Source organism: Brevundimonas naejangsanensis DSM 23858, from assembly GCF_000421705.1.
Taxonomy (GTDB): domain Bacteria; phylum Pseudomonadota; class Alphaproteobacteria; order Caulobacterales; family Caulobacteraceae; genus Brevundimonas; species Brevundimonas naejangsanensis.
In genome coordinates this window covers 83621-107993 of the sequence record NZ_ATXN01000008.1, presented here as the reverse complement: position 1 = coordinate 107993, position 24373 = coordinate 83621, and the positions used below count along the sequence as shown (strand labels likewise).

General features: G+C 68.6%; 22 protein-coding genes and 1 tRNA gene. 15 read left to right on the top strand and 8 right to left on the bottom strand.

The annotated features are described in order from the left end of the window. Positions 1–27 precede the first annotated feature (27 nt). The 6 genes from H556_RS0114730 (at position 28) to H556_RS0114705 (ending at position 7040) form a co-directional block, all read left to right on the top strand. A complete protein-coding gene (locus tag H556_RS0114730) occupies positions 28–1317 on the top strand; it encodes an aspartate kinase (RefSeq protein WP_024355173.1) in 1290 nt (429 codons plus the stop codon). A gap of 63 nt (positions 1318–1380) precedes the next feature. Beyond that, positions 1381–3660: a phosphoenolpyruvate--protein phosphotransferase gene (gene ptsP, locus H556_RS0114725; protein ID WP_024355172.1), complete on the top strand. Its 2280-nt coding sequence runs from the start codon at positions 1381–1383 to the stop codon at positions 3658–3660. Between the two features lie 98 nt (positions 3661–3758). Continuing rightward, positions 3759–4889 (top strand): helix-turn-helix domain-containing protein, encoded by a 1131-nt coding sequence (locus tag H556_RS0114720; RefSeq protein WP_024355171.1) that lies wholly within the window; start codon positions 3759–3761, stop codon positions 4887–4889. 80 nt (positions 4890–4969) lie between these two features. Next, a complete protein-coding gene (gene ispG / locus H556_RS0114715; RefSeq protein ID WP_029673690.1) occupies positions 4970–6106 on the top strand; it encodes a flavodoxin-dependent (E)-4-hydroxy-3-methylbut-2-enyl-diphosphate synthase in 1137 nt (378 codons plus the stop codon). Between the two features lie 18 nt (positions 6107–6124). Beyond that, the gene (locus tag H556_RS15950; protein WP_035303178.1) at positions 6125–6427 is read left to right on the top strand and encodes a putative hemolysin; all 303 of its coding nucleotides are present in this window, start codon (positions 6125–6127) and stop codon (positions 6425–6427) included. 16 nt (positions 6428–6443) lie between these two features. Beyond that, positions 6444–7040, top strand: a complete 597-nt coding sequence (locus H556_RS0114705) for a glutathione S-transferase N-terminal domain-containing protein (protein ID WP_024355170.1) — start codon at positions 6444–6446, stop codon at positions 7038–7040. A 3-nt stretch (positions 7041–7043) separates the two neighbouring features. On the opposite strand, the gene H556_RS15785 is transcribed toward H556_RS0114705, so the two are convergent. From H556_RS15785 to H556_RS0114690, 3 genes are all read right to left on the bottom strand, one after another. After that, positions 7044–7724, bottom strand: a complete 681-nt coding sequence (locus tag H556_RS15785; RefSeq protein WP_162140919.1) for a hypothetical protein — start codon at positions 7722–7724, stop codon at positions 7044–7046. A 77-nt stretch (positions 7725–7801) separates the two neighbouring features. Then, a complete protein-coding gene (locus H556_RS0114695; RefSeq protein ID WP_024355168.1) occupies positions 7802–8572 on the bottom strand; it encodes a sulfite exporter TauE/SafE family protein in 771 nt (256 codons plus the stop codon). 86 nt (positions 8573–8658) lie between these two features. Beyond that, entirely contained in the window at positions 8659–9276 is a 618-nt protein-coding gene (locus H556_RS0114690; protein ID WP_024355167.1) for a response regulator, read from the bottom strand. 199 nt (positions 9277–9475) lie between these two features. Here H556_RS0114690 and prfA point away from each other — a divergent pair, with 199 nt between their 5' ends. After that, complete coding sequence (prfA, locus tag H556_RS0114685) at positions 9476–10543, top strand: peptide chain release factor 1 (protein WP_024355166.1); 1068 nt, start codon at positions 9476–9478, stop codon at positions 10541–10543. A gap of 10 nt (positions 10544–10553) precedes the next feature. Here the strand turns inward: prfA and H556_RS0114680 are convergent, their stop codons facing one another. Beyond that, positions 10554–11822, bottom strand: a complete 1269-nt coding sequence (locus H556_RS0114680) for a YihY/virulence factor BrkB family protein (protein ID WP_245559513.1) — start codon at positions 11820–11822, stop codon at positions 10554–10556. A gap of 78 nt (positions 11823–11900) precedes the next feature. Here H556_RS0114680 and prmC point away from each other — a divergent pair, with 78 nt between their 5' ends. The 5 genes from prmC (at position 11901) to H556_RS0114655 (ending at position 16714) form a co-directional block, all read left to right on the top strand. Then, positions 11901–12809, top strand: a complete 909-nt coding sequence (gene prmC / locus H556_RS0114675; RefSeq protein WP_024355164.1) for a peptide chain release factor N(5)-glutamine methyltransferase — start codon at positions 11901–11903, stop codon at positions 12807–12809. A 289-nt stretch (positions 12810–13098) separates the two neighbouring features. Next, entirely contained in the window at positions 13099–13971 is an 873-nt protein-coding gene (locus H556_RS0114670) for a DUF4167 domain-containing protein (protein WP_245559511.1), read from the top strand. A gap of 82 nt (positions 13972–14053) precedes the next feature. Next, positions 14054–15400 carry an ATP-binding response regulator gene (locus H556_RS0114665; RefSeq protein WP_024355162.1) on the top strand — a complete coding sequence of 449 codons (1347 nt, stop codon included), beginning with the start codon at positions 14054–14056 and terminating at the stop codon, positions 15398–15400. 85 nt (positions 15401–15485) lie between these two features. After that, positions 15486–16226 (top strand): DUF4893 domain-containing protein, encoded by a 741-nt coding sequence (locus H556_RS0114660; protein WP_029673688.1) that lies wholly within the window; start codon positions 15486–15488, stop codon positions 16224–16226. Between the two features lie 83 nt (positions 16227–16309). Next, entirely contained in the window at positions 16310–16714 is a 405-nt protein-coding gene (locus H556_RS0114655; RefSeq protein ID WP_003167453.1) for an SPFH domain-containing protein, read from the top strand. 61 nt (positions 16715–16775) lie between these two features. On the opposite strand, the gene H556_RS0114650 is transcribed toward H556_RS0114655, so the two are convergent. From H556_RS0114650 to H556_RS0114640, 3 genes are all read right to left on the bottom strand, one after another. Beyond that, positions 16776–18428 carry a serine hydrolase gene (locus H556_RS0114650; protein WP_024355160.1) on the bottom strand — a complete coding sequence of 551 codons (1653 nt, stop codon included), beginning with the start codon at positions 18426–18428 and terminating at the stop codon, positions 16776–16778. A 70-nt stretch (positions 18429–18498) separates the two neighbouring features. Further along, positions 18499–20409, bottom strand: a complete 1911-nt coding sequence (locus tag H556_RS0114645) for a BCCT family transporter (RefSeq protein ID WP_024355159.1) — start codon at positions 20407–20409, stop codon at positions 18499–18501. Between the two features lie 98 nt (positions 20410–20507). Beyond that, the gene (locus H556_RS0114640; RefSeq protein ID WP_024355158.1) at positions 20508–21383 is read right to left on the bottom strand and encodes an isoaspartyl peptidase/L-asparaginase family protein; all 876 of its coding nucleotides are present in this window, start codon (positions 21381–21383) and stop codon (positions 20508–20510) included. Between the two features lie 109 nt (positions 21384–21492). On the opposite strand from H556_RS0114640, the gene H556_RS0114635 reads away from it, so the two are divergent. Beyond that, on the top strand, positions 21493–22494 hold the full coding sequence (locus H556_RS0114635) for an NADPH:quinone oxidoreductase family protein (RefSeq protein WP_024355157.1): 1002 nt from the start codon (positions 21493–21495) through the stop codon (positions 22492–22494). A 169-nt stretch (positions 22495–22663) separates the two neighbouring features. On the opposite strand, the gene H556_RS0114630 is transcribed toward H556_RS0114635, so the two are convergent. After that, positions 22664–23068, bottom strand: a complete 405-nt coding sequence (locus tag H556_RS0114630; protein ID WP_024355156.1) for a YkvA family protein — start codon at positions 23066–23068, stop codon at positions 22664–22666. A gap of 54 nt (positions 23069–23122) precedes the next feature. Here H556_RS0114630 and H556_RS0114625 point away from each other — a divergent pair, with 54 nt between their 5' ends. Together H556_RS0114625 and H556_RS0114620 are read left to right on the top strand one after the other, a co-directional pair. Continuing rightward, positions 23123–23905, top strand: a complete 783-nt coding sequence (locus tag H556_RS0114625; protein ID WP_024355155.1) for an SDR family oxidoreductase — start codon at positions 23123–23125, stop codon at positions 23903–23905. A gap of 269 nt (positions 23906–24174) precedes the next feature. Continuing rightward, positions 24175–24249, top strand: a tRNA-Gly gene (locus tag H556_RS0114620). The last annotated feature ends 124 nt before the right edge of the window (positions 24250–24373 follow it).

Here is a 24373-nt window from a genome sequence, read left to right as displayed (position 1 = left end):
ATGCAAGCAGGGGGATCAGGCGCAGGGATGACGCGGGCCGACACGAACCGGTTGGTGATGAAGTTCGGCGGCACGTCCATGGCCGACCTGGAACGCATCCGTCGCGCGGCGCGCATCGTCGCCGCCGAGGCCTCCAGGGGCAAGGGCGTGGCCGTGGTCGTTTCGGCCATGGCGGGCAAGACCAATGAGCTGGTCGCCTGGACCGACGGCGTGGGCGCGGCGGCGCCGGGCCTGTACGGCGACGGGGCCCTGTCTGACGACGAATATGACGTGGTGGTCGCCTCGGGCGAGCAGGTGACCTCGGGCCTTCTGGCCCTGACCCTGCGCAACATGGGCTTCAAGGCGCGCAGCTGGATGGGCTGGCAGATTCCGATCCTGACCGACGACGCCCACGGCCGCGCCCGTATCGAGGACGTGCCGGGCGATGTGCTGGGCTCCGCCATCGACGCGGGCGAGATCGCCATCGTGCCGGGTTTTCAGGGGGTGACCCGCGACGGGCGCATCACCACCCTGGGCCGGGGCGGCTCGGACACGTCGGCCGTAGCGGTGGCGGCGGCGCTCGGCGCGCCGTGCGACATCTACACCGACGTGGACGGCGTCTATACGACCGACCCGCGCATCCAGAGCCGCGCGCGGCGTCTGGAGAAGGTGTCCTACGAAGAAATGCTGGAGATGGCGTCTTTGGGCGCCAAGGTGCTGCAGACCCGCTCGGTCGAGCTGGCCATGCACAAGCGCGTGCCGGTGCGCGTCCTGTCCAGCTTCATTGAACCGGATGAAAACGGAAACCTGCCGCAACACGCCGGCACCCTGATTTGCGACGAGGATGAGATCGTGGAAAAGCGCATCGTTTCCGGCGTGACCATGAGCCGGGACGAAGCCCGGATCACGCTGTTGGGCCTGTCGGACCGGACGGACGCCCCGGCCGACGTCTTCACCCGCCTGGCCGAGGCCGAGGTCAATGTCGACATGATCGTGCAGAGCCAGGCCCGCACCGAAGGCGCGGTCAACCTGACCTTCACGACCGGCCGTCGCGACGCGCGCCGCGCCGCCGACCTGATGATGGCGGCCAAGGCCGATATCGGCTTTGAGGAGCTGCGCGTCGATGACGACGTGGCCAAGGTCTCGGTGATCGGCGTGGGGATGAGAAGCCACGCAGGCGTGGCCCAGACCATGTTCCGCGCCCTGGCCGACAAGGGCGTGAAGTTCCAGGCTATCTCGACCTCGGAAATCAAGATCAGCGTTCTGATCGATTCGGACTATGCAGAGCTGGCGGTCCGGGCGCTGCACGCCGCCTACGGACTGGACGCGGAAGACTAGGATAACGGAAGGGCCGTCCTATCTGGGAACTGAAAGCCAGAGGGCGGCAAGGCGGGAGAGACTATGGTCAAGGGCGCAGCAGTGACGGCGAGGGGGCCACGGCTCCTGTTGCGCCAGATCCGCGAGGCCCTGGCCGGGCCGGGGGGCGGCGCGCCCGCCCAGAACCGGCTGAACATGGTGGTGCGGATCATCGCCCGCTCTATGGTGGCCGAGGTCTGCTCTATCTATCTGCGGCGCGCCTCGGGCGAGCTGGAACTGTTCGCCACCGAGGGGCTGAACCCCGAGGCCGTCCACAATACCCGTCTGCGTCCCGGCGAGGGTCTGGTCGGCGAGGTGGCCCGCACGGCCGAACCGCTGAGCCTGTCTGACGCCCAGTCGCACCCCAGCTTCTCCTATCGACCGGAAACGGGCGAAGACCCCTATCACGCCTTCCTCGGCGCGCCCCTGCTGCGCGGCGGCCGGGCCATCGGCGTCCTGGTCGTCCAGAACCGCGTCGCCCGTCGCTATGACGAGGAAGAGATCGAGGACATCCAGACCATCGCCATGGTCCTGGCCGAGACGGTGGCCTCGGGCGAATTGCTGGCGCTGGAGGAGCTGCGCGACGTCGAGGTGGCGCCCCATCGGCCCGAACGGCTGCGGGGACAGAAGTTCGCCGAAGGCCTGTCGTTCGGCCGGGCCGTGCTGCACGAGGCGCCGATCGCGCCCGAACAGCTTCTGGCCGACGATCCGGTCGCCGAGGAAGTCCGGCTCAAGGCGGCGCTGGACGGTTTGCGCACCAGCATCGACGCCCTGCTGGAAGGCAGTCAGGGCAAGCTGGGCGGAACCCCCTATGAGGTGCTGGAGACCTATCGGATGTTCGCCGACGACCGGGGCTGGAACCGGTCGCTGGAAGAGGCGGTGCGTTCTGGCCTGACCGCGGAGGCCGCCGTCGACCGCGTCCGCAACGAACACCGCGCCCGCTTCGCCAACGCCCGCGATCCCTATATCCGCGAGCGGTTGCACGACTTCGAGGACCTGGCCAACCGCCTGCTGCGGCTGATGGCGGGCGACCATCCGGGCCAGCGCGACCTGCCCGACGACGCCATTCTGGTGGCCAAGAATCTGGGGCCGGCGGACCTGCTGGAATACCCGCGCGACAAGCTGCGCGGTCTGCTGCTGGAAGAAGGCTCGGCCGCCGCTCACGCGGCCATCGTCGCCCGCGCCCTGCAAATTCCCTGCGTCGGCCGCCTGCAGGGCCTGCGCGACCGCCTGACCGAGGGCGATCAGGTCATCGTCGACGGCGAGACGGGCGAGGCTTACCTGCGCCCCCGTCCGGACATGCTGGCGGCGGTCGAGAGCCGGATGGCCGTGCGCGCCCAGCAACGCGCCGAGTTCGATCAGCTGCGCGACACCCCCGCGGTAACGAAGGACGGCAAGCGCATCATGCTGCTGACCAACGCCGGTCTGGCGGTGGATCTGGAGAATCTGGACGCGACGGGCGCCGAGGGCATCGGCCTGTTCCGCACTGAGTTCCAGTTCATGGTCTCGGACGAACTGCCGCGCCTGGACTCGCAGACGGCGCTCTACAAGCTGGTGCTGGATGCTGCGGGCGACCGGCCGGTCACCTTCCGCACCCTCGATATCGGCGGCGACAAGGTGCTGCCCTATCTGGACAATGAGCGCGAGGAGAACCCGGCGCTGGGGCGGCGCGCCATCCGTCTGGGGCTGGATCGTCCGGCCCTGCTGAGGATGCAGCTGCGCGCCCTGCTGACCGCCGCCGCCGGGCGCGAACTGCGCGTCATGTTCCCGATGATCGCCACGGTGGACGAGTTCAGGGCCGCGCGCGAACTGGTCGACATCGAATGCGACTGGGCGCGGCGTCGCGGTCGCCCGCTGCCGTCCCTGCTGCGCGTCGGGGCCATGATCGAATGCCCCAGCCTGCTGTGGCACCTGGACGCCCTGCTGCCGCTGACCGACTTCGTCTCGATCGGCACCAATGACCTGATGCAGTATATGTTCGCCGCCGATCGGACGAACCCGCGGGTGTCCGAACGCTATGACGCCCTGTCGCCGCCCTTCCTGCGCGCCCTGGCCGAGATTCAACAGAAATGCGCCGACAGCGCCACTCCGGTCTCCGTCTGCGGCGAGCTGGCGGGACGCCCGCTTGAAGCCTTCGCCCTGATCACCTTGGGCTACAGCCGCTTGTCCGCCCCGGCGGGCGGGGTGGGGCCGGTCAAGCGCATGATCCTGTCGGCGGATCTCAACGCGGCGCGACGGGGGATGAACATCCTGCTCGGCTCTTCAGCCGGATCAGTGCGCGGCGAGATCGAGGCGCTGGCGCGCAAGCTGAACGTGGAAGTCTAGGAAAGCTGCGCCGCTTTCCCGCGTTGCCCGCGCTCCTCGCCTCGTCTAAGCGGGGATGACGGGCGCACGGGCGCCTGGCGTGACGGAACCCCGACCCTATGGACCAGGATCGGCAAGCCGCGTTCGACTTCGACGCCGACGCGACGCTGGATCAGACCCCTGAGCCGACGCCCCCGCCGGCGCCGGAAGATCCCTCGGATGATTCCCTGGGCGCCTCCCTGCGCGCCGCGCGCCTGGCGTCGGGCCTGTCGATGGCCCAGCTGTCGACCATGACGCGGGTGCATCCGCGTTTCCTGACAGCGCTGGAGCAGGCCGAGTACGCCGCCCTGCCGTCGCGCATCTTCTCGATGGGCTATGTGCGCGCCTACGCCGGCGCCCTGGGTTTGGACGAGCTGAACGCGGTCGAGCGGTTCAAGCAGGAATATCCCGATGCGGCCGTGCCGCTGCAGCCGCCAACGGGCGCCGCCCTGCAGCAGATGCGTCAGAACTCGCCCAAGATCCTGGGCGTCATCGGCGCCTTTCTGGCGGTGGTGATCGGCTGGAACGTGTTTCAGCGCCTGAACCGCATCGAGGCGCCGCACCCGTCGGATCTGGTCGCCGTGCCCAAGGACTGGGCCGAGCAGGCCGACCGCCAGCGCGACCGCGCCCTCTACCTCGGCGCGCCCCGAGCCGCTCCGCCGGATCAGACCACGCCGGCCATGTACATCACGCCGGGGCTGGAGGCCCAGTTAACCGGGATCGACCCGGACGACCCCAACGCCGCCCCGCCGCCCGCCCCGCCGGTGCAGGCCGCCTTCAACCCGCGCGGCGCCATCTACGGCGCTTCGGCCACGGTTTCGCAGGTCACGCTTCAGGCCCGCAAGCCCGCCATCCTGGTCATCCGTCAGGGCGACGGCCGTATCCTGTTCGCGCGCCAGTTGGCGGCGGGCGAGGCCTGGCGGGCGCCGCCCGGCCTGTCGGCGACCATCGACACGCCCGATCCGGAGGCGTTCGACATCTATCTGAACGGCGAGCATGGCGGCGTCCTGCCCGCGCCCCAGTCGCCGCTGGGCACGCTGAACAATCGCGCTCAGGCGGCCGCGCGTGAATCCGAGGCGCGCGCCGCCGCCGCCGTCGAGGCGCGCGCCCGCGCCGCCCAGGCCGCTGCAGCGGCGGCCGCAACGACGGCGCCGGGACCGCAGCCGTATCAGCCGGCCGCCGCGCCGGCCGCCCAGCCGCCCGCTGCCTGAACTGATCCTTTGACTACGACGACGATCTTTCGCCCTCTGTCGTGGTTTTGCCGTCCTTCCTGTCCTATGTGTACGGCGTCATGAGCGACCACAGTTCCGAACTCGGCCACGTCCGCCCCTGGCGCCACATCGAGCGCCGCAAGAGCCGCCAGATCATGGTCGGCTCCGTTCCCGTCGGCGGGGGCGCGCCGATCAGCGTCCAGTCGATGACCAATACGCCGACCGCCGATGCGGCGGCGACGCTGGAACAGATCCGCCAGCTGGAAGAGACCGGGGCGGACATCGTCCGCGTCTCCTGCCCGGATGAAGAGTCGACGGCGGCTTTCAGCACTATCGCGCGCGAGGCCCGCGTGCCGCTGGTGGCGGATATCCATTTCCATTACCGCCGAGGGATCGAGGCGGCCGAGGCGGGCGCCGCCTGCCTGCGCATCAACCCCGGAAACATCGGCTCGATCGACCGGGTCAAGGAGGTCGTTCAGGCCGCCCGCGACCACGGCTGTTCCATGCGGATCGGCGTCAACGCCGGGTCGCTGGAGAAGGACCTGCTGGAAAAATACGGCGAGCCCTGTCCGGATGCGATGGTGGAAAGCGCCCTGAACCACGCCCGCATCCTGCAGGACCTCGACTTCCACGAGTTCAAGATTTCGGTAAAGGCGTCCGACCCCTTCCTGACGGTCGCCGCCTATCAGCAGCTGGCCGACGCCATCGACTGCCCCCTGCACCTGGGCGTGACCGAGGCGGGCCCGTTGCGCACCGGCACGATCAAATCCGCCATCGGCATGGGGAACATGCTTTGGTCGGGCATCGGCGACACCATCCGCGTGTCGCTGGCCGCCGACCCGGTGGAAGAGATCAAGGTCGGCTTCGACATCCTGAAGTCGCTGGGCCTGCGCCATCGGGGCGTGAACATCATCGCCTGCCCGTCCTGCGCGCGTCAGGGCTTCAACGTCATCGAGACGGTGGGGATCTTGGAAGAACGACTGGCGCACATCTCGACGGCCATGTCGCTGTCGATCATCGGCTGCGTCGTCAACGGGCCGGGCGAGGCCCTTTATACCGACGTCGGTTTCACCGGCGGCGGCAAGGGGGCGGGCATGGTCTATCTGAACGGCAAGATCGCCCACAAACAGGCCAACGACGGCATGATCGACGAGATCGTCGCCCAGGTCGAAGCCAAGGCGGCCGAACTGGACGCGGCTCGCAAGGCGGCGGAATAGGGCGCACGGGAGGGGGGGATGATGCTGAAAACGACAGTTCTGAAGAGCATGATCGGGGCGGCGATCCTGCTGACGACGGCGGCCTGTGATCCGGTGAACACAGCCGGTCCTTCGAAGCCCCAGGCCATAGGCATGGCCAATCCCGCCTCCGTCCATTGCCGCAGCGAAGGTGGGAGGCTGGATATCCGCCGCAACGCCGAGGGCGGCGAATACGGAGTCTGTGTCTTTGACGACGGGCGCCAGTGCGAGGAATGGGCCCTCTTCCGCGACAAGCGCTGCGTGGCGCCTCCATCTACGCCGATGGCGGACCGAAATTCCTGATCTCAACGGCTGAAGCATGAAGCTCTACATCACCACCCCTTCGCCCTTCGCCCGCAAGGTGCGCATCGTCGCCCGTGAGAAGGGTCTGGCTGACCGCATCGAGGAGATCGTCGTCGATCCCTATGGCAATGCGCCGGAGCTGCTGTCGACCAATCCGGTGGTTCAGGTCCCGACCCTGATCGCCGAGGACGGCCTGCCGCTGAACGACAGCCCGGTGATCGCCGAATATCTGGACATGATGGGCTCCGGATTGCGCCTGCTGCCCGCCGAGGGCGCGGAGCGTCTGCGCGTGAAACGGCTGGAGATGCTGGGCAACGCGGCGCTGGAGATGGGCGTCAAACTGGTGCTGGAGAAGCGCCGGCCGGAACAGGAGCGCTCGGCGTCCTGGATCGAGCGCTGGACCGTCAACATGGGCCGCGCCCTGGACGCGCTGGAAGCCGCCGCGCCGGACGCCGGGGCGCTGGACATGGGCGTGTTGACGGCGGGCGTCGCCGTCACCTGGATCGGCTTCCGCCATCCGGACTATGACTGGAAGACTGGGCGCCCGAACCTGGTCGCCCTGCAGGCGGCGCTGGAGACGCGGCCCAGCTTCATCGACACCTATCCGGTCTGAGGTTCAGTCGTCCGCGTCGAACGAGGCGAGAAGACGGTAGCGCAGACGAGTGTTGTCGGCTTCCAGAACCTCCAGCCGCGCGCCGCGAAAGCCGATCACCGCGCTGTCGCCCAGGTCGTAGTCTATGGTCTGGGTCTGGTCCGCGCCTTCTCCGGTCGTCTCGCGATAAAGGAAGCGCACCTTGCCTTCGGTGCGGCCGTGGTAGATCAGCTCGCGTCGCCGCGCGCCCTCGTCGGTCTCCTCAATACGGATGTCGCGCACCTGGGGCGTCGCGTTCCAGGTCAGGACGCACTGGCCCGGCGTGATGAAGCCGCGCACCGGGCCTGAGCCGTCCTTGGCGCGGCACAGCCCGCCGGAGGCGTAGGGCGTCGTTCCGAACAGCGGATCGCGGGCCGTCATTCGGTCTGAGAAATAATAGATGTGGCGCGCGTCGCTCTGGCGGCCAGCCAGCCGACCGGGCGCGACGGTGAAGCGCTTTCGCAGCACCCCATCGCCCCAGCTAAGCTCATTGGCCAGCGCCAGACCCGGCAGGCTGCGACGCCGTCCTGTCGCGATCGCCGCCTCGCCCAGTTCGATGTCGACGACGGCGCCCAGAGCGGGCCGGTCGATCTGTTCGATGTGCGGAGGGATCGTCTGGGTCGAGGCGCAGCCGCACACTAGCGTTCCCGCAAGGATGATCATCAATCCAGCACGCATTCGTCGCCCCCGACCTGTCGAGGGGGCAGTCGGCCAGCCGCGCGTCCCGCTGTCAATGATCGGCGTTAGGTCAGCAGGTGGTAGCCTTGGAAGGCCGCCAGCAGGATCAGCAACCCGCCGACGGCATAGGTCAGCACCTTGCGCGGCACCTTCTTGACGATCAGGCCGGCGAAGGGCGCGGCGATCAGCCCGCCGACGACCAGCCCGCCCACGGCGGCGGCGTGATTGCGCAGGGCGCCCGCCTCTTCCCAATGGCCGGTGACCAGGGCCCAGACGAAGGTGGCCGAGATGGCGACGGTCAGGAAGAACTCGGCCGTGTTGACCGTGCCGATGGCCTTGCGCGGCTCGTGCCCGGCGCCGACCAGGGTCGAGGAGACGGTCGGCCCCCAGCCTCCGCCGCCGATCGCGTCCAGAAAGCCGCCCACCAGTCCCAGCGGCCCGGTGATCCAGGCCGGCAGGCGGCGGTGGGGAATATCGTGCCCGGCCCGCCACAGAATCCACACCCCGATCAGGGCCAGATAGGCGACGATGAAGGGCTTGATCACGGCCGCTTCCAGCCCGGTCAGCACATAGGCGCCCAGCACTCCGCCGATCACCCCGGCGACGGCCAACGGCGCCATCAGCCGCCATTCGACGTTCTTGTGCCAGGCGTGGCTGCCAGCCGAGGCGGCGGTGGTGAAGACTTCGGCGGCGTGAACGCTGGCCGATGCCGTGGCCGGGGGCACCCCCAGCGCCAGAAGTACGGATGACGAGATGACGCCATAGGCCATGCCGAGCGCCCCATCGACCGCCTGGGCCAGGACGCCGACCAGCAGAAACAGGAAGAAGGTTTCCATTCAACGCCTCAGCCGGGGATTACGGACCATCAGGCGCAGGTCGCGGCCGGTCTGGCAATGGCCTGCGAAGGCGCCCCTGTCGGGCGTCAGGCGCCTTCCAGCCGGGCGATGGCGTCCAGCACGTCGCGCCCGCTGTAGGGTTTGATCACCATGGCGGCGGCCAGCTCGGCGTTCTGGGCCGCCGCGGTGACGTCGCCCGACAGGAAGATGACCGGCATGCCCCAGCGCGATTTCAGCTTGCGCGCCAGGTCGACTCCCGTCGCCTCGCCCGACAGATTGATGTCCAGCAGGGCCAGGTCGATGGCGTGCAGGGCGGTCGCCGCCTCAGCCGCTTCGGCGCTGTGGAAAGGGCCGACCACGCGATGTCCGGCGGCGTCCAGCGCCTCGGTCAGGTCGGCGGCGGCGTCGGCGTCGTCCTCAACCAACAGGACGGTGCGGGGCTCGACCGGCGCGGAGGACGCCGTTGTTTCCGGCGGCGCCTGCCGCACCAGGACTGCGCGGACATAGGGCCACAGTTCGGCGGCGGGCCGCTCGGCGTCCAGATCGAAGATCTTGGCCAGGGCCTTCAATTCCTGTTCAGCGGCGGGGCTTATGGAAGGGCCGTCCGGCGTCAGCAGCCCGTCGTAGAGCGCGCACAGGCGCGCGACATCGGCGCCCGGCGTAATGCCCGTCGAAAGCCCTTCGGGAGGCTTCTGATGTGTCATGCCCTGTCTCCAATTTTCGTTTCAGCCCGATAAATCCAAGGTGGAGCTAGGGTGTTTGCAGGTGCGAAGAAACCGGGCTGACGGGCTTGTGACGGCTGTTCACAATCGCTCCATGAGCGCGTGTAGAGGCGTTTTTATCGACAGGGCGCGGCGTCGCGGGTAAGGCTCCGCCCTCGCTTTTCTCTGCAAGGACACGCCGTTGCGACTGCCCCAGGCCCGGCTCGATCAGGTGCTCGACCGCTTCCATCAGGTGGAGGCCCGCATGGGCGCCGCCACGGACGGCGCCGAGATCGTGCGCCTGTCGAAAGAGCACGCCGAGCTCAAGCCCGTGGCCGATGCGGTTCAGGCCCTGGCCCGCGCCCGCGCCGAGGTCGAGGACCTGAAGGCCATGGCCGCCGACCCGGAAATGGCCGTCCTGGCCGCCGATGAACTGGACGCCCTGATCGAGCGCCTGCCGGAACTGGAGCGCGAGGTCGCGCTGCTGCTGGCGCCGCGCGACGCCGATGAAAACGCCTCGGCCGTGCTGGAAGTGCGCGCGGGCACGGGCGGGGACGAGGCGGCCCTGTTCGCGGGCGACCTGTTCCGCATGTATTCGCGCTACGCCTCCACGCGGGGCTGGCGGGTCGAGATCGACAGCGCGACCGAGGGCGACGCGGGCGGCTTCAAGGAAATCATCGCCACCGTCAGCGGCGAGGGCGTCTTCGGCCGCCTGAAGTTCGAAAGCGGGGTCCACCGCGTCCAGCGCGTGCCGACGACCGAGGCGGGCGGTCGCATTCACACTTCGGCGGCGACCGTCGCTGTCCTGCCAGAGGTCGAGGACGTCGAGATCGAGATTCTCGACAAGGACATCCGCATCGACACCTTCCGCGCGTCCGGCTCGGGCGGCCAGCACGTCAATAAGACCGACTCGGCGGTGCGCATCACCCACCTGCCCACCGGCATCGTCGCCACCTCGTCGGAAAAGTCGCAGCACGTGAACCGCGACAAGGCGATGAAGAACCTGCGCATCCGCCTGTACGACATGCAACGTCAGGCCAAGGACGCCGCCCGTTCCGACGCGCGCAAGTCCCAGGTCGGCTCGGGCGACCGGTCCGAGCGCATCCGCACCTACAACTTCCCGCAAGGACGCGTGACCGATCACCGCATCGGCCTGACCCTGCACAGCCTGCCGCAGATTCTGGAAGGCGACCTCGCCCCTTTGCTGGACGCCCTGATCGCCGAGGATCAGGCCGCTCGCCTGGCCGATCTGGAAGCCGAGTTCGCTTAAGGCTCCGACTTCAGCGCCGTTTCTTGCGGGCGCCTCGCTTCAGCACCCGGTCGCCCAGGCTCTCGGCGTATTTCAGCGTATAGGTCAGGGCGGCGGGGTTGCCGCGCCGGGCGCCGACGGAATCGGCCATCACCGCCCCTCGCTCGCCGATGGGCAGGGACGCGCCGATGGTGGTGTCCTGAGCCGTCTGATGTTCGATCTCGGCGTTCAGGCGCGCGCCCATCAGGATCACCTGCACAGAGAACCAGGTCCACAGCAGAAAACCCATGGCCGCCGCCAGCGGGCCGTAGGAATCGGTGCGCACGAAGTTCGTCAGGAACCAGCTGAACAGGAAGGAGACCAGCAGGCTCATGATCGCCGCGAACAGGGCGCCCGGCGTCAGCCAGCGCCAGCGCGCCCGCGCCCGGCTCGGCCCCAGCCGATAGATCAGGGCCAGCGCCCCCACATAGCCGAAGAACAGCAGGGGCCAGCGCAGCGGCGCCAGATAGGCCCATTCGTCCTGAAGCCCGAAGACCGCCAGCACCACCGGCACGCCGACCACCAGGGCCGAGCTCAGCAGCACGGCCGCCATCGCCGAGACGGTGAAGCCCATGCACATCAGGTTGTAGACCACGATGTTGCGCCGCTCGACCTCATGATAGGCGAGGTTCAATCCGTAGAAGAGCGTCTTGACGCCCCCGTTGGCCGCCCACAGCGTGAGCAGCAGGGTCCAGACCAGGGTGAAGGTCAGCTGGCCGGTCGAATTGCCCGCCAGCCGCGTCATCTCAGCGCCCAGGAACTGGGCCACATTGGCGGGCAGCACCTCATAGAGGAAGCTGAGCTGCCTCCAGGCGTCGGCCGGATCGGCGAACAGGCCATAGATGGTGACGAAGGCGCCGAGCGTCGGGAACAGGGCCAGCAGCATGAAGAAGGTCACGCCCCCGGCGACGAAGCCGACGCGGTCGCCGAAATAGCCCATGACCGTGCGCCACAGAATATCGACCCAGCCCTTGTGTGGAATCTGCGACGGCCGCTGGGCCAGACGCCCGCGTCCCGGCTCCTTGGCGTCATAGTCCTCGGGCGTTGGATCGGGCGGGGGCAGGGCTTCCGGGCGCGGCGGCCGCAGCTCAAGGCCGAAGCGATAGCCCTGCGTATAGAGCAGGTGGGCCGCGGTCGCCCCGGTCGCCAGTCCGCCGGCCGCAGCGGCCAGGTAGCGCAACAGTCCGCCAGCGCCCTTCGCCGAGGGGCGGGACGGGTGCCGTCCGGAACGGCGGCGGTTCGATTTGAGCAGGTCGTTCATCCCCATTCGCCCCTCAACGGCTACGCTGCCATGCCGTTCCGTCTTGAAATCACGCGCCGCAGACCCCAATCACCGGGAATGCCCGATCAGAACACCCAACCGACCCTGCTGACCGCCTGGAAGGGCGCGCAGGCCCGCCTCAAGGCCGCCGGCGTCGACAGCCCCTCCATCGACGCCCGCCTGCTGCTGGAAGCGGCGACCGGGGCGGGGCGCGTCGACATCCTTAACGATCCCTATCGCGTCCTCAGCGAAGAGCAAACCCGCGCGCTGGACGCCATGGTCGACCGCCGCCTGCGCCGCGAGCCGGTGTCGCGCATCCTGGGCCGCAAGGGGTTCTGGAAGATCATGCTGAACGTCACCCCCGACGTGCTCAGCCCGCGCCCAGACACCGAGACGGTGGTGGACGTCATCGTCCGCGCCTTCCCGCCCTATGCGGCGTTTGAAATGGCCGACCTGGGCACGGGGTCGGGCGCCATCCTGCTGGCGGCGCTGGCCGAGCGGCGCGGCGCGCGCGGCGTCGGCACCGACATCTCGACCGAGGCCATCGCCGTGGCGCGTGAGAACGCGGCCAATCTGGACCTGAACAACCGCTGCACCTTCATGCGCACGGACTGGGCGGCGGGCTTCGCCGACGCCAGCTTCGATCTGGTGGTGTCCAACCCGCCCTATATCCCGACCGGCGACATCGCTGCCCTGGACCCTGAAGTGCGCGAGCACGACCCGCATCTGGCGCTGGACGGCGGTCCGGACGGGCTGCAGCCCTATCGCGACCTGGCGCCCGAGATCGCCCGCATCCTGCGCCCGGAAGGGGTCTTCGCCGTCGAGATCGGCTGGGATCAGGGCGAGGCGGTCAAGGCCCTGTTCGAGGCGGCGGGCTTCGCTGACGTCAAGATCGTCAAGGACCTGGCGGACCGCGACCGCGTGGTGACCAACGGCCCCGACCCGCGCGTCGGCCCCATCCCCGAGGTCGAAGGCCCGGTTCAGTAGGGCGCGGCAATAAAAACCCTTGGAAAGCGGCGCGCCGCGCGCTAAGTCCGTGTTGTTCCCATCCAAACGCATCCTTTTCGGGCAGGTTTGCTCGCTTAAGCGCGTCTGGGTCCAGTGACGGTCGCGCCCCTCAGACGGACGCGGCGGACCACGGGGGACGCACGGTTTTCCGAACAGCTCGCACCGGGGATAGGCCCCGAACGAACGGAACGACGAACAGGGTCCCGCCCGTCTTCTTCGACGGCGGCCCGCACCAGCACGGTAAGCTCCGATGAGAGATTTCAAGGGCATGAAGCGTCAGCGCGGACGCAACAGGAAGCCCGGCGGCGGCAATAACGCCAACGCCACCAATCCGAACCGTTCATGGGATTCGCAAGGTCCCGAGAACATCAAGGTCCGGGGCAACGCCCAGACCGTCTACGAACGCTATATGCAGCTGGCGCGCGACGCCGCAGCCGCTGGCGACCGCGTTCTGGCCGAGAACTACACCCAGCACGCCGAACACTATTTCCGCGTCCTGCGCGCGCTTCAGCCGCAGCGCCCGGTCAGCGAGATCGCCCAGCGCGAACTGGCTGGCCAGGGGTTCGACATCGATTTCGAGGACGAATCGGGCGCTCAGGCCGCCGCGATCATCGCTGCTCAGCAAGCCGAGGAGCGCCGTGTAGAAGACGAGGCGCGCCGCCAGGCGGAGCGAGCCGAGCGCGAGGCCAACCGCGACCGTGACCGCGAAGGATCAGACAACGGGGCTGACGGCGAAAGCCGCGAGGGCGGCCGCCGCGAAACGCGCCGGGAGCGCTGGGAGCGCCGGCGTGAGGAGCGTAACCGTCGCTTCGAGAACAACGAGGGCGAAGGCGACGCCGCAGCCTCTGGCGAAGATTCGGCCCAGGGCGACGACCAGCCGATAGAGAGCGCCGAGGCGCCTGCAGTGGTTGAAGAAGCGCCGGTCGAGCGCGCCCCCCGCGCGCCTCGCGCTCCGCGACGTGCGCGTGCGGCCGAGGACGATGCGGCTCAACCGACCGATGACGCCGCCGCCCTGCCGGGCTTTCTGACGCGGCCGATCACGGCCGAAGAAGCAGCCTCCGCCGAGGATGAACCGGCCCCCACGCCCAAGCGTCGCACCCGCCGCAAGGCCGATGCAGTCGCCCCGGACGAAGAAGGCTGAGGCCCGCCTAGCTCGTTAGGGTTGCGCCTACAGACAAATACAACCTTTGGTGGCCACTCTTCCCGCTCTGGGAGGAAGGCTGATGGAATTATTCGTCTTTGTAGTCGCTCTCTGTCTGGCGACAGGCGTCGCCGGGGTCCGGCTGTCTTTCCGGGCGCATCGACGCATCGGCGCGGTCCAGCGTCTTCATGACGGCCAGCTGGACGGCGCCCGTCGCCGCGTCGTCGAGCTCGAGGCCGCTCTGACGCAGTCCGATGCGGCGCGCCTGCGCGCCGAGGAAGACGCCTTTCAGGGCCGTCGTCGACATGCCGATCTGATCCGCGTCGTCAGTCGTCAGATGCGCACGCCGCTGGAGGGCGTGCTGGGCTTTTCGGATCTGCTGCGGCTGAACGCAGGGGGCGAGCCGCTCAGCCATCGCCAACGGCAGGCGGCCGAGCGCATCGGCGAAGCGGCGACGCGCCTGCTGACGCTGGTGGAGGGCATGAGCGCACTGGCCGAGGCCGAACGGCCGGCGACGGGCCAGCTTCAACGCGTCGATCCCCTGTTGCTGGCGCACCGCGCCTGTCTGCCCCTGCTGCAGGATGCAGAGGCGGCCAAGGTGTCGCTGGTCCTGCCGGAGCCTCAGGCCGGGCTGACCGCGATGGCGGATCCTGAACGCCTGATGCGCGTCTTCGCCGATGTGATCGCGGGCGCGGTGCGCCGCAGCGACCCCGGCGGCTCTGTGGCGATCCAGGCGCGCCGTCTTGGCGGCGAGCTCCAGGTGACGGTTCGCGATAACAGTCCCGGTCTATCGTCGGCTCAGCTTGAAACCCTGTTCCAGCCGCTCGCCGCCCACGCCATCGCCGTCGCGGGCGAAGAGGGGACCCGCGCGCCGTGGCCCGGACTGGCCCCTGCCCGGAGACGGCTCCAAGCCATGCAGGGACGCCTTGAAGCGCTCAGCGCCGAGGGGCGGGGCGCCGCCTTCGTCATCAGCCTGCCTTCCGCCGAAGGGGCTTCGGCGGATACGGCGCCGAATGCGGATCGGCTGTTGCCGGAACTGGCGCGTCTGCCGCACGGCGTCATCCTCTATGTGGCGAAGGACAAGGCCGCCGTCGCCCTGATGCGGCGTCTGGTGCAGGATTTCGGCGGATTGCAGCTTCATGTCGCCGGCTGCGCCGCCGAAGGCGTCGCGATGGCGCGCGACCTGCGCCCGGACGCCGTCGTGCTTGATCTGGATATGGCGGCTGACGCGGGCGCGGCATTTCTGGAGGAACTGGGCAGGGACCGGACGACGTCTTGCATCCCTGTGCTGGCGGTCAGTTCGGACTGCGGCGTTTCCAGGCTCGCTGGCGTGGCCGAGGTGCTGCACCGCCCGGTCTCGGTGGCGGGGTTGGCGCAGGCGTTGACGCGCACTCTCGGTGGAACGCACGCGATGCGCGCCGCGTCATAAGTCGCGGCTCAGGGTTGACGCGGAGGGCCGCGACGGCTTCCTAGAGAAATGGGGCTTTCGATCCCGTTCGTAAGGGAAACCCGCTATGCAGCGCTCGCCGATCCGTTTCTTCCGGCCAGCCCATGTCCGCACCGGCTTGATCACGCTGTCGCTGTCGCTGTCGGCTGTGCTCGCCGCGTGCGCCACGACCCCGCCGCCGCCGCCTCCCCCCCCGCCGCCCCCTTCCATTCCGGCCGCGCCGGATGCGCCGACGGGCGCCGTTCTGGCGGACTGGCGCGGCGTCATCACCGCCGCCGATCGTGATCGTTATCAACGCCGGGTCGCCGCCTGGTCGTTGGCTTTGGAACAGTCCAGGCGTCAGACGGGTTCGGGCGACCTGGCGTTGGTGGGCGACCTGATCGACCCGGCCGCGACGCGGGCGGGCGTGACTCCGCCTGAGGGGGCCTATCGCTGCCGGACGGTCAAGCTAGGCTCTCAGGGCGGCGACGGCGGTCTGGGTTATGTCGTCTACGGCTGGTTCGCCTGCCGTATCGAGAACACCGCCCTGGGGCTGAAGCTGACCAAGCTCAGCGGCTCGCAACGCCAGGCGGGCCTGCTGTTCCCTGAAAATGATCGTGAAATGGTCTTCCTCGGCTCGATGGCCCTGGCGTCGGAACCGGCCGCGCGCACTTATGGCCAGCGGCCTGAGCGCGACATGGTCTCGGTGCTGGAGCGAATCGGCGAAAGCCGCTGGCGGCTGGTGACGCCCTGGCCGGCCAATGAATCCAACCTCGACATTCTGGAGCTGGTTCCGGCCGCTGCCGCAACGCCGGCGCGCCGACGCTGATCGGCCTCGTCATCATGCTTGACCGCAGGCGGCTCTCGCCGCCACCTTGCGGGTCTCTTTTTGCTTAGCTTCAGGACAAGCCCATGCGCGGCGTCGGCCTCACCCTTGGATCCATCGTCGGCCTCGTCGCCGTCCTGGCGATCGTGCTGATCGGCTTTCCGACCTACAACGTCTATTCCAAGCAGATGGCCGGGCGCGCGGCCTATGAAGAGGCGGTGCAGAACCGTCGCATCCGCGTGCTGGAGGCCCAGGCCGCCCTGGATTCAGCCAAGCTGACCGCCGCCGCCGAGATCGAGCGGGCCAAGGGCGCCAATGAGGCCAACCGCATCATGTCCGAGGCCCTGGGCGGCCCTGAGGCCTATCTGCGCTGGTCCTACATCAACATGCTGCAGGAAACGGCCGGCAAGGACGGCCGCCAGACCATCTACATCCCCACCGAAGCCGGAATGCCGATCCTGGAAGCCGGCCAGCGTCCGCCGGCGCGCTGATCCGGTTGTAGCGATGAAATGAAGAAGGGGCGGCCTGTCGGGGCCGCCCCTTTTGCTTTCCTCAAACCCGCGTCAGCCGCAGGTCCTGATAGTCGTAGCTGAAATCGATATCGGGCGAGACGCCCTTGACCGTGGCGGTGGCGGGCTTGGCCGTGGCGATGCTGAAGGTGACGAAGGCGTCTTCTTCGCGCTTGTCAGGGAAGCGGGTGCGGAAGGTCTCGCCGTCATAGGGCTCCAGCCAGCCCTGCAGCGCCGGGGTGTGGGTGAAGTGCAACCACAGGCCGGACTTGCGGTTGCGGCCGCGCCCCTCGGTCTTCGGCTCGATGACGATGTCGCCGTACCAGGGATCGCGCCAGGTTCCGGCATAGGCCTCCAGCGGCATGGAGGGCGGCGCGCCCGCCGCCTGTTTGGCGTCGATCTCGACGGCGGCCTTCAGCGATTTCTCGATCCCCTCGGCCTCGATGCGTTTGGAATCGGCGATCCAGTCGACGTCGACCTTGTTCATGGCGATGTCGGACAGGCCGGAGCGCAGGGCGCGTAAGAGGAAGCTTTCTTCGGCGTTGGTGAAGACGGAAAAGCCGATCTTGCGGCCGGGGATCAGCACCGTGGCCGAGATGCCGCCGGGCGAGCCGCCGCCGTGCGTCGCCAGCCGCTCGCCGCGATAGTCCTGAACCTGCAACCCCATGGCGTAGGTCGAGGCCACGGCCCGATTGGGCAGGGCCGCCGTTGGTCCGTTGGACGAGGAGACCACGATGTTTGGCTTGTACATCTCCCGCGCGGCGGCTTCGGAGAACAGGCGCGAGCCGTCGGCCAGTTTTCCGTCGTTCAGGCGCACGGCGATCCATTTGGCCCAGTCGTGGGCGCTGGCGCAGATGCCGCCCGCCGCCGCCGCCGAATCCCAGTTCCAGACCTCGACAATGGAGTCCGCGATCTGGGTCATCGGCCCCTGATAGCGCAGGGGCGGCCCGACACGGCCGTGGGGCAGGGCGGACTTCGCCGGATCCGCCAGACGGGCCAGGGGCGCGCTCTCGCTCATGCCGACCTTGTCGAAGATGCGGGTCTGGACGAAGTCCTCCCACGACAGGCCGGATGCCTTTTCGATCACCGCGCCCGCGACCACGAACATCAGATTGCAGTAGTTATAGCCTTCGCGGAAACCGCCCTTGATCGGCACGAAGGCGGCCTGAGCCAACACCTGCGCTCGCGTCCGGTCGCTGTTGGGCCAGAACAGCAGGTCGCCGGCGCCCAGGCCGAAACCGGCGCGGTGGCTCAGCGTGTCGCGCACGGTGATCTGTTCGCTCACCAGCGGGTCGGACAGGGTGAAGCCCGGCAGATAGGTGCGGATCGGCTCATCCCACTTCACCTTGCCCTCGTCGACCAGAATGGCCAGGCAGGCGGCGGTGACGTTCTTGGAGTTGGAGGCGATGGCGAACAGGGTGTGTTCGTCGGCCGGTTCGGCCTTGCCCTGACGGCGCACGCCATAGCCCTTGGCCAGCACCGTCCTGCCGTCCCGGACCAGAGCCAGCGACACGGCGGGCTGCTCCGGCCAGGCGGCCATGCAGCGCTGCACCCAGGCGTCGGCGGCGGCGGCGATCTCCTCGTCGGAGCGCGTATCGGCGCTGGTCTGGGCCCAGCCGCTCGCGGGCAGAGCTGCGCCCGTGGCGGCGACGGCGGAAGAGATCAGCGCCGCTCGGCGCGACAGGCGGATGGACATCAAGAACGCTCCCGAAGACTGAACGGCGACGCTAACGCCGCCGGTCGGCCGGGCCAAGGGGGAGTCTGACCTAGGCGGCCAGTCGCCACCTTTGCAGGTGCTCCAGCACGTCCGCCACGATCTGGGCGCGGGTGAAGCCGGTCACGTCGCGCGGGCGCGTGCCGTCGCCGGTCACGGCGCTGAGCCGCCATTCCAGGGCGCGGCGGCTTTCGGGCGCCTCCAGCGCGGTCAGGGCCGGGCGAGGTCGCGACCGGGCGCCTAGTCGATACAGGAAGTCCCGCCCGTTGGCGTGCTCGACCCTAAGCCAGACGCCGTTGTCGTCGCTCTGCACTTCGCTGTTCTCCAGCCCCTCGGCGGCCACGGCGGCGCGCACCTCTTCCAGCGCCGGGGCGCCGTGGCGGGCGATCTGGCGATCGATATCGCGGCGGCTGGCGGGGGCCAGGATGCGCTTGAGCTGTTCGCGCAGCGGCGCCGCCTCGGTCTCGACGGCCTCGCCCCTCAGGTCGGCGTTCATCTGCCGCGCCAGGCCGAAACAGGCCAGGATCATGATGATGGCGAAGGGTAGGGCCGCCACCAGTGTCGCCGCCTGCAGGGCGCCGAGCCCGCCGGCCAGCAGCAGCAGGGCGGCCGCCAGCCCCTGCAGCACGCACCAATAGATGCGTTGCCAACGCGGCGTGTCCTCGGCGCCGCCCGAGGCCAGGGTGTCGATCACCAGAGAGCCTGAATCCGCCGACGTGACGAAGAAGACGGCGACCAGGGCGAGGGCCAGAACCGATGTGATCGCCGTGCCCGGCAGATACTCCAGGAAGCGGAACAGGGCCGTCGACAGGTCCGCCTGAACGGCGTCCGAGATCGCCCCCGCCGCCCCGCCCAGATCCAGGCTCATGGCGGTGTTGCCGAAAACCGTCATCCACAGGAAGGTGAAGGCCGACGGCACCAGCAGCACGCCGATCAGGAATTCCCGAACGGTCCGCCCGCGCGAGATACGGGCGATGAACATGCCCACGAACGGCGACCAGGCGATCCACCAGGCCCAGTAGAACAGGGCCCAGTCCGCCATCCAGGCGCGCGGCTCATAGGCGTAGAGAGTGAAGGTGCGGACGAAGAAATGATCCAGATAGAGGCCGAAATTCTGCACATAGGCCCGCAGCAGGAACAGCGTCGGCCCCGTGACCAGCACGAACAGCATCAGGCAGACGGCCAGCACCAGGTTCAACTCCGACAGGCGCCGCACGCCCTTGTCTACGCCTGTCAGCACTGAAATCGTCGCTGCGCCCATGACCACTGCGATCAGGGAGACCTGCATCACCACAGTGCTGGACACCCCGAAGACGTAGTTGAGACCTGAGTTCATCTGGGCGACGCCCAGCCCCAGGGAGGTGGCGATGCCGAACAGGGTGCCGCAGATGGCGAAGATGTCGACCGCATCGCCCAGCCAACCATTCACCCGCTTGCCCAATAGGGGATAGAGACTTGACCGCATGGTCAGGGGCAGACCCTTCCGGTGCGCGAAATAGCCCAGGCTGAGGCCGACCACGGCGTAGATGGCCCAGGCATGCACGCCCCAGTGGGTATAGGTGATGACCATGGCCTCGCGCGCGGCGTTCAGCGTGCCGGGCTGGGCCTCGGGCGGGGCGATGTAGTGCTGAACCGGCTCGGCCACGGCGAAATACATCAGGCCGATACCCATGCCCGCCGCGAACAGCATGGCCAGCCAGGAGACATAGGGAAAGTCCGGTTCGGCATCGTCCGGCCCCAGCTTCAGCCGTCCGGTCGGCCCGACCGCCAGCACCGTCACAAACAGCAGGAAGCCCGCCACCGAGGCCACGTAGAACCAGCCGAAGGTGTCGATGACCCAGGCCTGGGCGCGCCCGAACAGAAGGTCGGACGTAGCGGGCGCCATCAGGGCGAGCAGCAGAAGCCCTCCCGCGATGGCGCTGGCTCCCCAGAAGACGCGCGGGTTCATCTTGGTCGTCAGCATGGGGGCCAAGCGCCCGGCAAAGCTTATGGTTCCCAAGGGGGCGCCTATAGCCAGGGCGAGACGTCAGCTTCTGTTGAAGATGGGCGGAAGCAGGCTGTTTATCCCCCGAACACCTCGACGCCGATCGCGCCGTCGGTCCCCAGCCAGGCGCGCTTCATGCCCTGGTTGTTGTAGGGGGCGGCGATGTTCCCCTCGCGGTCCAGGGCGATCAGGCCGCCGTCGCCGCCCAGGGCGCCGATGCGGTCGACCACGCTCTGAGAGGCCTTGGCCAGCGACTGCCCGGCGGCGACGCCGAAGGCGGTGCGTGCGGCGGCGGCGACGCGGATGAAATACTCGCCCTGGCCGGTGCAGGAGACGGCGGCGTGCTCGTCGGCCCAGGTTCCGGCGGCGGGAATGGGAGTGTCGCCGACGCGGCCCGGCATCTTGCCGAACACGCCCGCCGTCGAGGTGGCGGCGGCCAGGCGGCCTTGGCTGTCCAGCACGCAGCAGCCGACGGTGCCGTGGCTCAACATGCTGGGCGGGTGGTTGTCCTCGCCCTTGCCGGCGCCGGTGAACCAGGCGGCGGGGTCCTCTACGCGCGTCAGGCCCTGTTCGGCGGCGAAGCGGGCGGCGCCGTTCCCGGCCAGCATGACGTGGGGCGTGCGATCCATCACCGCGCGGGCGGCGACGACCGGGTTGCGGAATCCCTGCAGGGCGGCGACGGCCCCGGCTTTGCCGGTCGCGCCGTCCATCAGGCTGGCGTCCAGCTCATATTCGCCCGCCAGATTGGGCGAGGCCCCGCGTCCGGCGACATAGAGGCCGGAATCTTCCAGCATGACGACCGCCTCGACGGCTGCGTCCAGCGCCGAGGCTCCGGCGTCTAGCCGCGCCTTCATCGCCTCGACGACTTCGCGCATGTTGGCGACCTCGGCGTCGTAGTTGCGCTCGCGTCGGGCGCCGGCGCCGCCGTGAAGGATGAGGGCGGGTTTCGCCATGATCGTCTCCTCAGAACCCATTCGGCCTCTTTGCATCGGGCCGCAGGCTGATTAGCGTCACCGGCGTGTCGGCGCCACGGTCGACGGGGGATAGCTGAAAAGAGTTCCTATGCGTGCAGTCCTGTCCAAGGCCCCCGGCGGCCCGGAAACGCTCGTCGTCGAGGAGGTCATGGACCCCACGCCCGGACCGGGCGAGGTGGTGATCGAGGTCAAGGCCGTGGGCGTCAACTATCCCGACGCCCTGATCATCGCCGACAAATACCAGTTCAGGCCCGAGCGTCCCTTCGCGCCGGGGGCCGAGGTCGCGGGCGTGGTCGACGCCGTCGGCGAGGGGGTGAAGGGCGTGTTCCGGGGCGACCGCGTCGTCGCCGTGCCCGGCTGGGGCGGCATGGTCGAGCGGCTGAAGGTCAGGGCCGAGACCCTGATCCCCATTCCCGACAGCATGGACTATGAGACCGCCGCCGCCTTCATCATGACCTATGGCACCAGCTACTACGCCCTGAAGGACCGGGCGGAGCTGCAGCCGGGCGAGACCCTGCTGGTGCTGGGCGCGGCAGGGGGCGTCGGCGCCGCCGCCGTCGAGCTGGGCAAGGCGATGGGCGCGCGCGTGGTCGCCGCCGCCTCGACCAACGACAAGGTGGAGTTCGCGCTGGAGCTGGGGGCCGACAACGGCCTGATCTACCCTTCCGGCCCGATGGACAAGGCGGCCCAGAAGGCGCTGTCGGGCGAGTTCAAGCTGTCGACCGGCCGCGACGGCGCCGATGTGGTGTTCGACGGCGTCGGCGGCGACTACGCCGAACCGGCCCTGCGCGCGATGGACTGGAACGGCCGCTATCTGGTGGTGGGCTTCCCGGCGGGGATTCCGTCCCTGCCGCTGAACCTGACCTTGCTGAAGTCGGTGTCGGTGGTCGGCGTCTTCTGGGGCGCGGCCGTCGCCCGCGATCCCAAGGCTCATGCCGCGAACATGGCCGAGCTGATGCAGTTCTACGCCGAGGGCAAGATCAAGCCGCGCGTCAGCCGCACCTTCCCGCTGGAACGCGCCCATGAGGCCATTCAGGCGCTCAGCGACCGCACGGCTGTCGGCAAGGTCGTGGTGAAGGTCGAGGATTGAGGCGCCAACGCTCTCCCTCCCCTTCATGGGGAGGGTGGCTGAGGCCGTCAGGCCGAAGCCGGGTGGGGGCGGCGGGGCGCATCAAGCGCGCGTTCCGTATCACCGAGCCCTCCCCACCCGGTCGCTACGCGACCACCCTCCCCATGAAGGGGAGGGAGAAGGAAGCGGTCTATTCTTCGTCCTCCCGCAGCCGTTTCAGCGCCTGCGCCGCCTGATCGTGGTGGCGCGGCTTCAGGTGGGCGCCGAGGGTGGCCAGGACAGCGGCGATTACCGCAGCGTCGTCGGTGAAGCCGATGCCGACGAAGACGTCGGGAATGGCGTCCACCGGCATGACGAAATAGGCGAGCGCGCCCAGGATCAGACCTTTGGCCGCCAGCGGTGTCTTTGGATCCTGGGCCGCGTACCAGGCGGCGACCGCCTGCTGGGCGAAGGGGATGCGGGCGGCGGTGCGCCGCATCTTGGGCCAGAAGCCCTTGCGCACGCGCATCTCGTTCACCTTCTGCACGGCGGGAACCAAGGCTTTCTCAGGATTGATGGCGTCATTGGGCGACACCCCGTTGGTCTTTGCGGTCATGGCCGCTAAATCCTCGCACGAGCACTCGGTTCAATCGAATATAGGACGACTTTCATGAAACTCGACGCTTCGATCGCGGCGGTGGTGACGGGCGGGGCTTCGGGCCTCGGCGAAGGTACGGCGCGCGCCCTGGCGGCCAAGGGCGTCAAGGTCGCCCTGTTCGACCTGAACGAAGAGCGCGGCGAGGTCATCGCCCAGGATATCGGCGGCGTCTTCTGCAAGGTCGACGTGACCTCCGACGACAGCGTCAAGGCCGGGTTCGAGAAGGCCCGCGCCGCTCACGGACAGGAGCGTCTGACCGTCAACTGCGCCGGCATCGCCACGGGCCAGAAGACCGTCAGCCGCAAGCGCGACACCGGCGAGATCCGCGCCCACGACATGGCCCAGTTCGAGCGCACCGTCTCGATCAACCTGTTCGGGACCTTCCGCGTCCTGTCGCAGTCGGCGGCGGGCATGGTCACGCTGGAGCCGATGGAAGACGGCGAGCGCGGCCTGATCGTCAACACCGCCTCGGTCGCGGCCCAAGACGGCCAGATCGGCCAGGCGGCCTATTCGGCGTCCAAGGGCGGCGTCTACGCCATGACCCTGCCGGCGGCGCGCGATCTGATGAACGAGGGCGTGCGGGTCAACACCATCCTGCCGGGCATCATGTGGACGCCGATGATGGCGGGCATGGACCAGAAGGTGCAGGACGCACTGGCCGCCATGATTCCCTTCCCCAAGCGCCTGGGCACGCCGGCCGACTACGCCGCCCTGGCTCTGCACCTGGCCGAGAACACCTACATCAACGGCGAGTGCATTCGTCTGGACGGGGCTATACGCCTCGCCCCTCGCTAAGCGAGACGCTGAAGGCCGCTAACGCTCGCCGCGCGGCGGCTCGCTGCTTGAGCGGGCAGGGCGCATAAGGGGCTGACAGCTCTGCTTTGAAGCGGCCTCCGAGGCGTCCCTGCGGGCGTTTCGGGGGCCGTTTTCGTGTGAAGTTTCAGGGCTATTCGAAAAATATCGACGGATTGAGCGAAAATCGAAAAAGGGGCTTGCGCGATCCGAAGCCGGTCCGCTATACGCCCCTTCCTCGACGGGGAGCAGCACATCGCTCCCAACGGAGTGCGGGCGTAGCTCAGGGGTAGAGCATCACCTTGCCAAGGTGAGGGTCGGGCGTTCGAATCGCCTCGCCCGCTCCAGTCGAAAGGGAAAACGGGGTCCGGCCGCAAGGTCGGGCCCCGTTTCCTTTTGCGCGCCTGTCCTCTCTGGCGAATGGTCCGGACCGGGATCAACTGTCGCGGTTCCGTATTCCGCGCGCAGATT

Excerpts from the sequence above, each read along its gene's own strand:
- H556_RS0114730 (WP_024355173.1), top strand. The coding sequence starts at position 28 with ATGACGCGGGCCGACACGAACCGGTTGGTGATGAAGTTCGGCGGCACG.
- ptsP (WP_024355172.1), top strand. The coding sequence starts at position 1,381 with ATGGTCAAGGGCGCAGCAGTGACGGCGAGGGGGCCACGGCTCCTGTTG.
- H556_RS0114720 (WP_024355171.1), top strand. The coding sequence starts at position 3,759 with ATGGACCAGGATCGGCAAGCCGCGTTCGACTTCGACGCCGACGCGACG.
- ispG (WP_029673690.1), top strand. The coding sequence starts at position 4,970 with ATGAGCGACCACAGTTCCGAACTCGGCCACGTCCGCCCCTGGCGCCAC.
- H556_RS15950 (WP_035303178.1), top strand. The coding sequence starts at position 6,125 with ATGATGCTGAAAACGACAGTTCTGAAGAGCATGATCGGGGCGGCGATC.
- H556_RS0114705 (WP_024355170.1), top strand. The coding sequence starts at position 6,444 with ATGAAGCTCTACATCACCACCCCTTCGCCCTTCGCCCGCAAGGTGCGC.
- H556_RS0114695 (WP_024355168.1), bottom strand. The coding sequence starts at position 8,572 with ATGGAAACCTTCTTCCTGTTTCTGCTGGTCGGCGTCCTGGCCCAGGCG.
- H556_RS0114690 (WP_024355167.1), bottom strand. The coding sequence starts at position 9,276 with ATGACACATCAGAAGCCTCCCGAAGGGCTTTCGACGGGCATTACGCCG.
- H556_RS0114680 (WP_245559513.1), bottom strand. The coding sequence starts at position 11,822 with ATGAACGACCTGCTCAAATCGAACCGCCGCCGTTCCGGACGGCACCCG.
- prmC (WP_024355164.1), top strand. The coding sequence starts at position 11,901 with ATGCCCGATCAGAACACCCAACCGACCCTGCTGACCGCCTGGAAGGGC.
- H556_RS0114670 (WP_245559511.1), top strand. The coding sequence starts at position 13,099 with ATGAAGCGTCAGCGCGGACGCAACAGGAAGCCCGGCGGCGGCAATAAC.
- H556_RS0114665 (WP_024355162.1), top strand. The coding sequence starts at position 14,054 with ATGGAATTATTCGTCTTTGTAGTCGCTCTCTGTCTGGCGACAGGCGTC.
- H556_RS0114660 (WP_029673688.1), top strand. The coding sequence starts at position 15,486 with ATGCAGCGCTCGCCGATCCGTTTCTTCCGGCCAGCCCATGTCCGCACC.
- H556_RS0114655 (WP_003167453.1), top strand. The coding sequence starts at position 16,310 with ATGCGCGGCGTCGGCCTCACCCTTGGATCCATCGTCGGCCTCGTCGCC.
- H556_RS0114650 (WP_024355160.1), bottom strand. The coding sequence starts at position 18,428 with ATGTCCATCCGCCTGTCGCGCCGAGCGGCGCTGATCTCTTCCGCCGTC.
- H556_RS0114645 (WP_024355159.1), bottom strand. The coding sequence starts at position 20,409 with ATGCTGACGACCAAGATGAACCCGCGCGTCTTCTGGGGAGCCAGCGCC.
- H556_RS0114640 (WP_024355158.1), bottom strand. The coding sequence starts at position 21,383 with ATGGCGAAACCCGCCCTCATCCTTCACGGCGGCGCCGGCGCCCGACGC.
- H556_RS0114635 (WP_024355157.1), top strand. The coding sequence starts at position 21,493 with ATGCGTGCAGTCCTGTCCAAGGCCCCCGGCGGCCCGGAAACGCTCGTC.
- H556_RS0114630 (WP_024355156.1), bottom strand. The coding sequence starts at position 23,068 with ATGACCGCAAAGACCAACGGGGTGTCGCCCAATGACGCCATCAATCCT.
- H556_RS0114625 (WP_024355155.1), top strand. The coding sequence starts at position 23,123 with ATGAAACTCGACGCTTCGATCGCGGCGGTGGTGACGGGCGGGGCTTCG.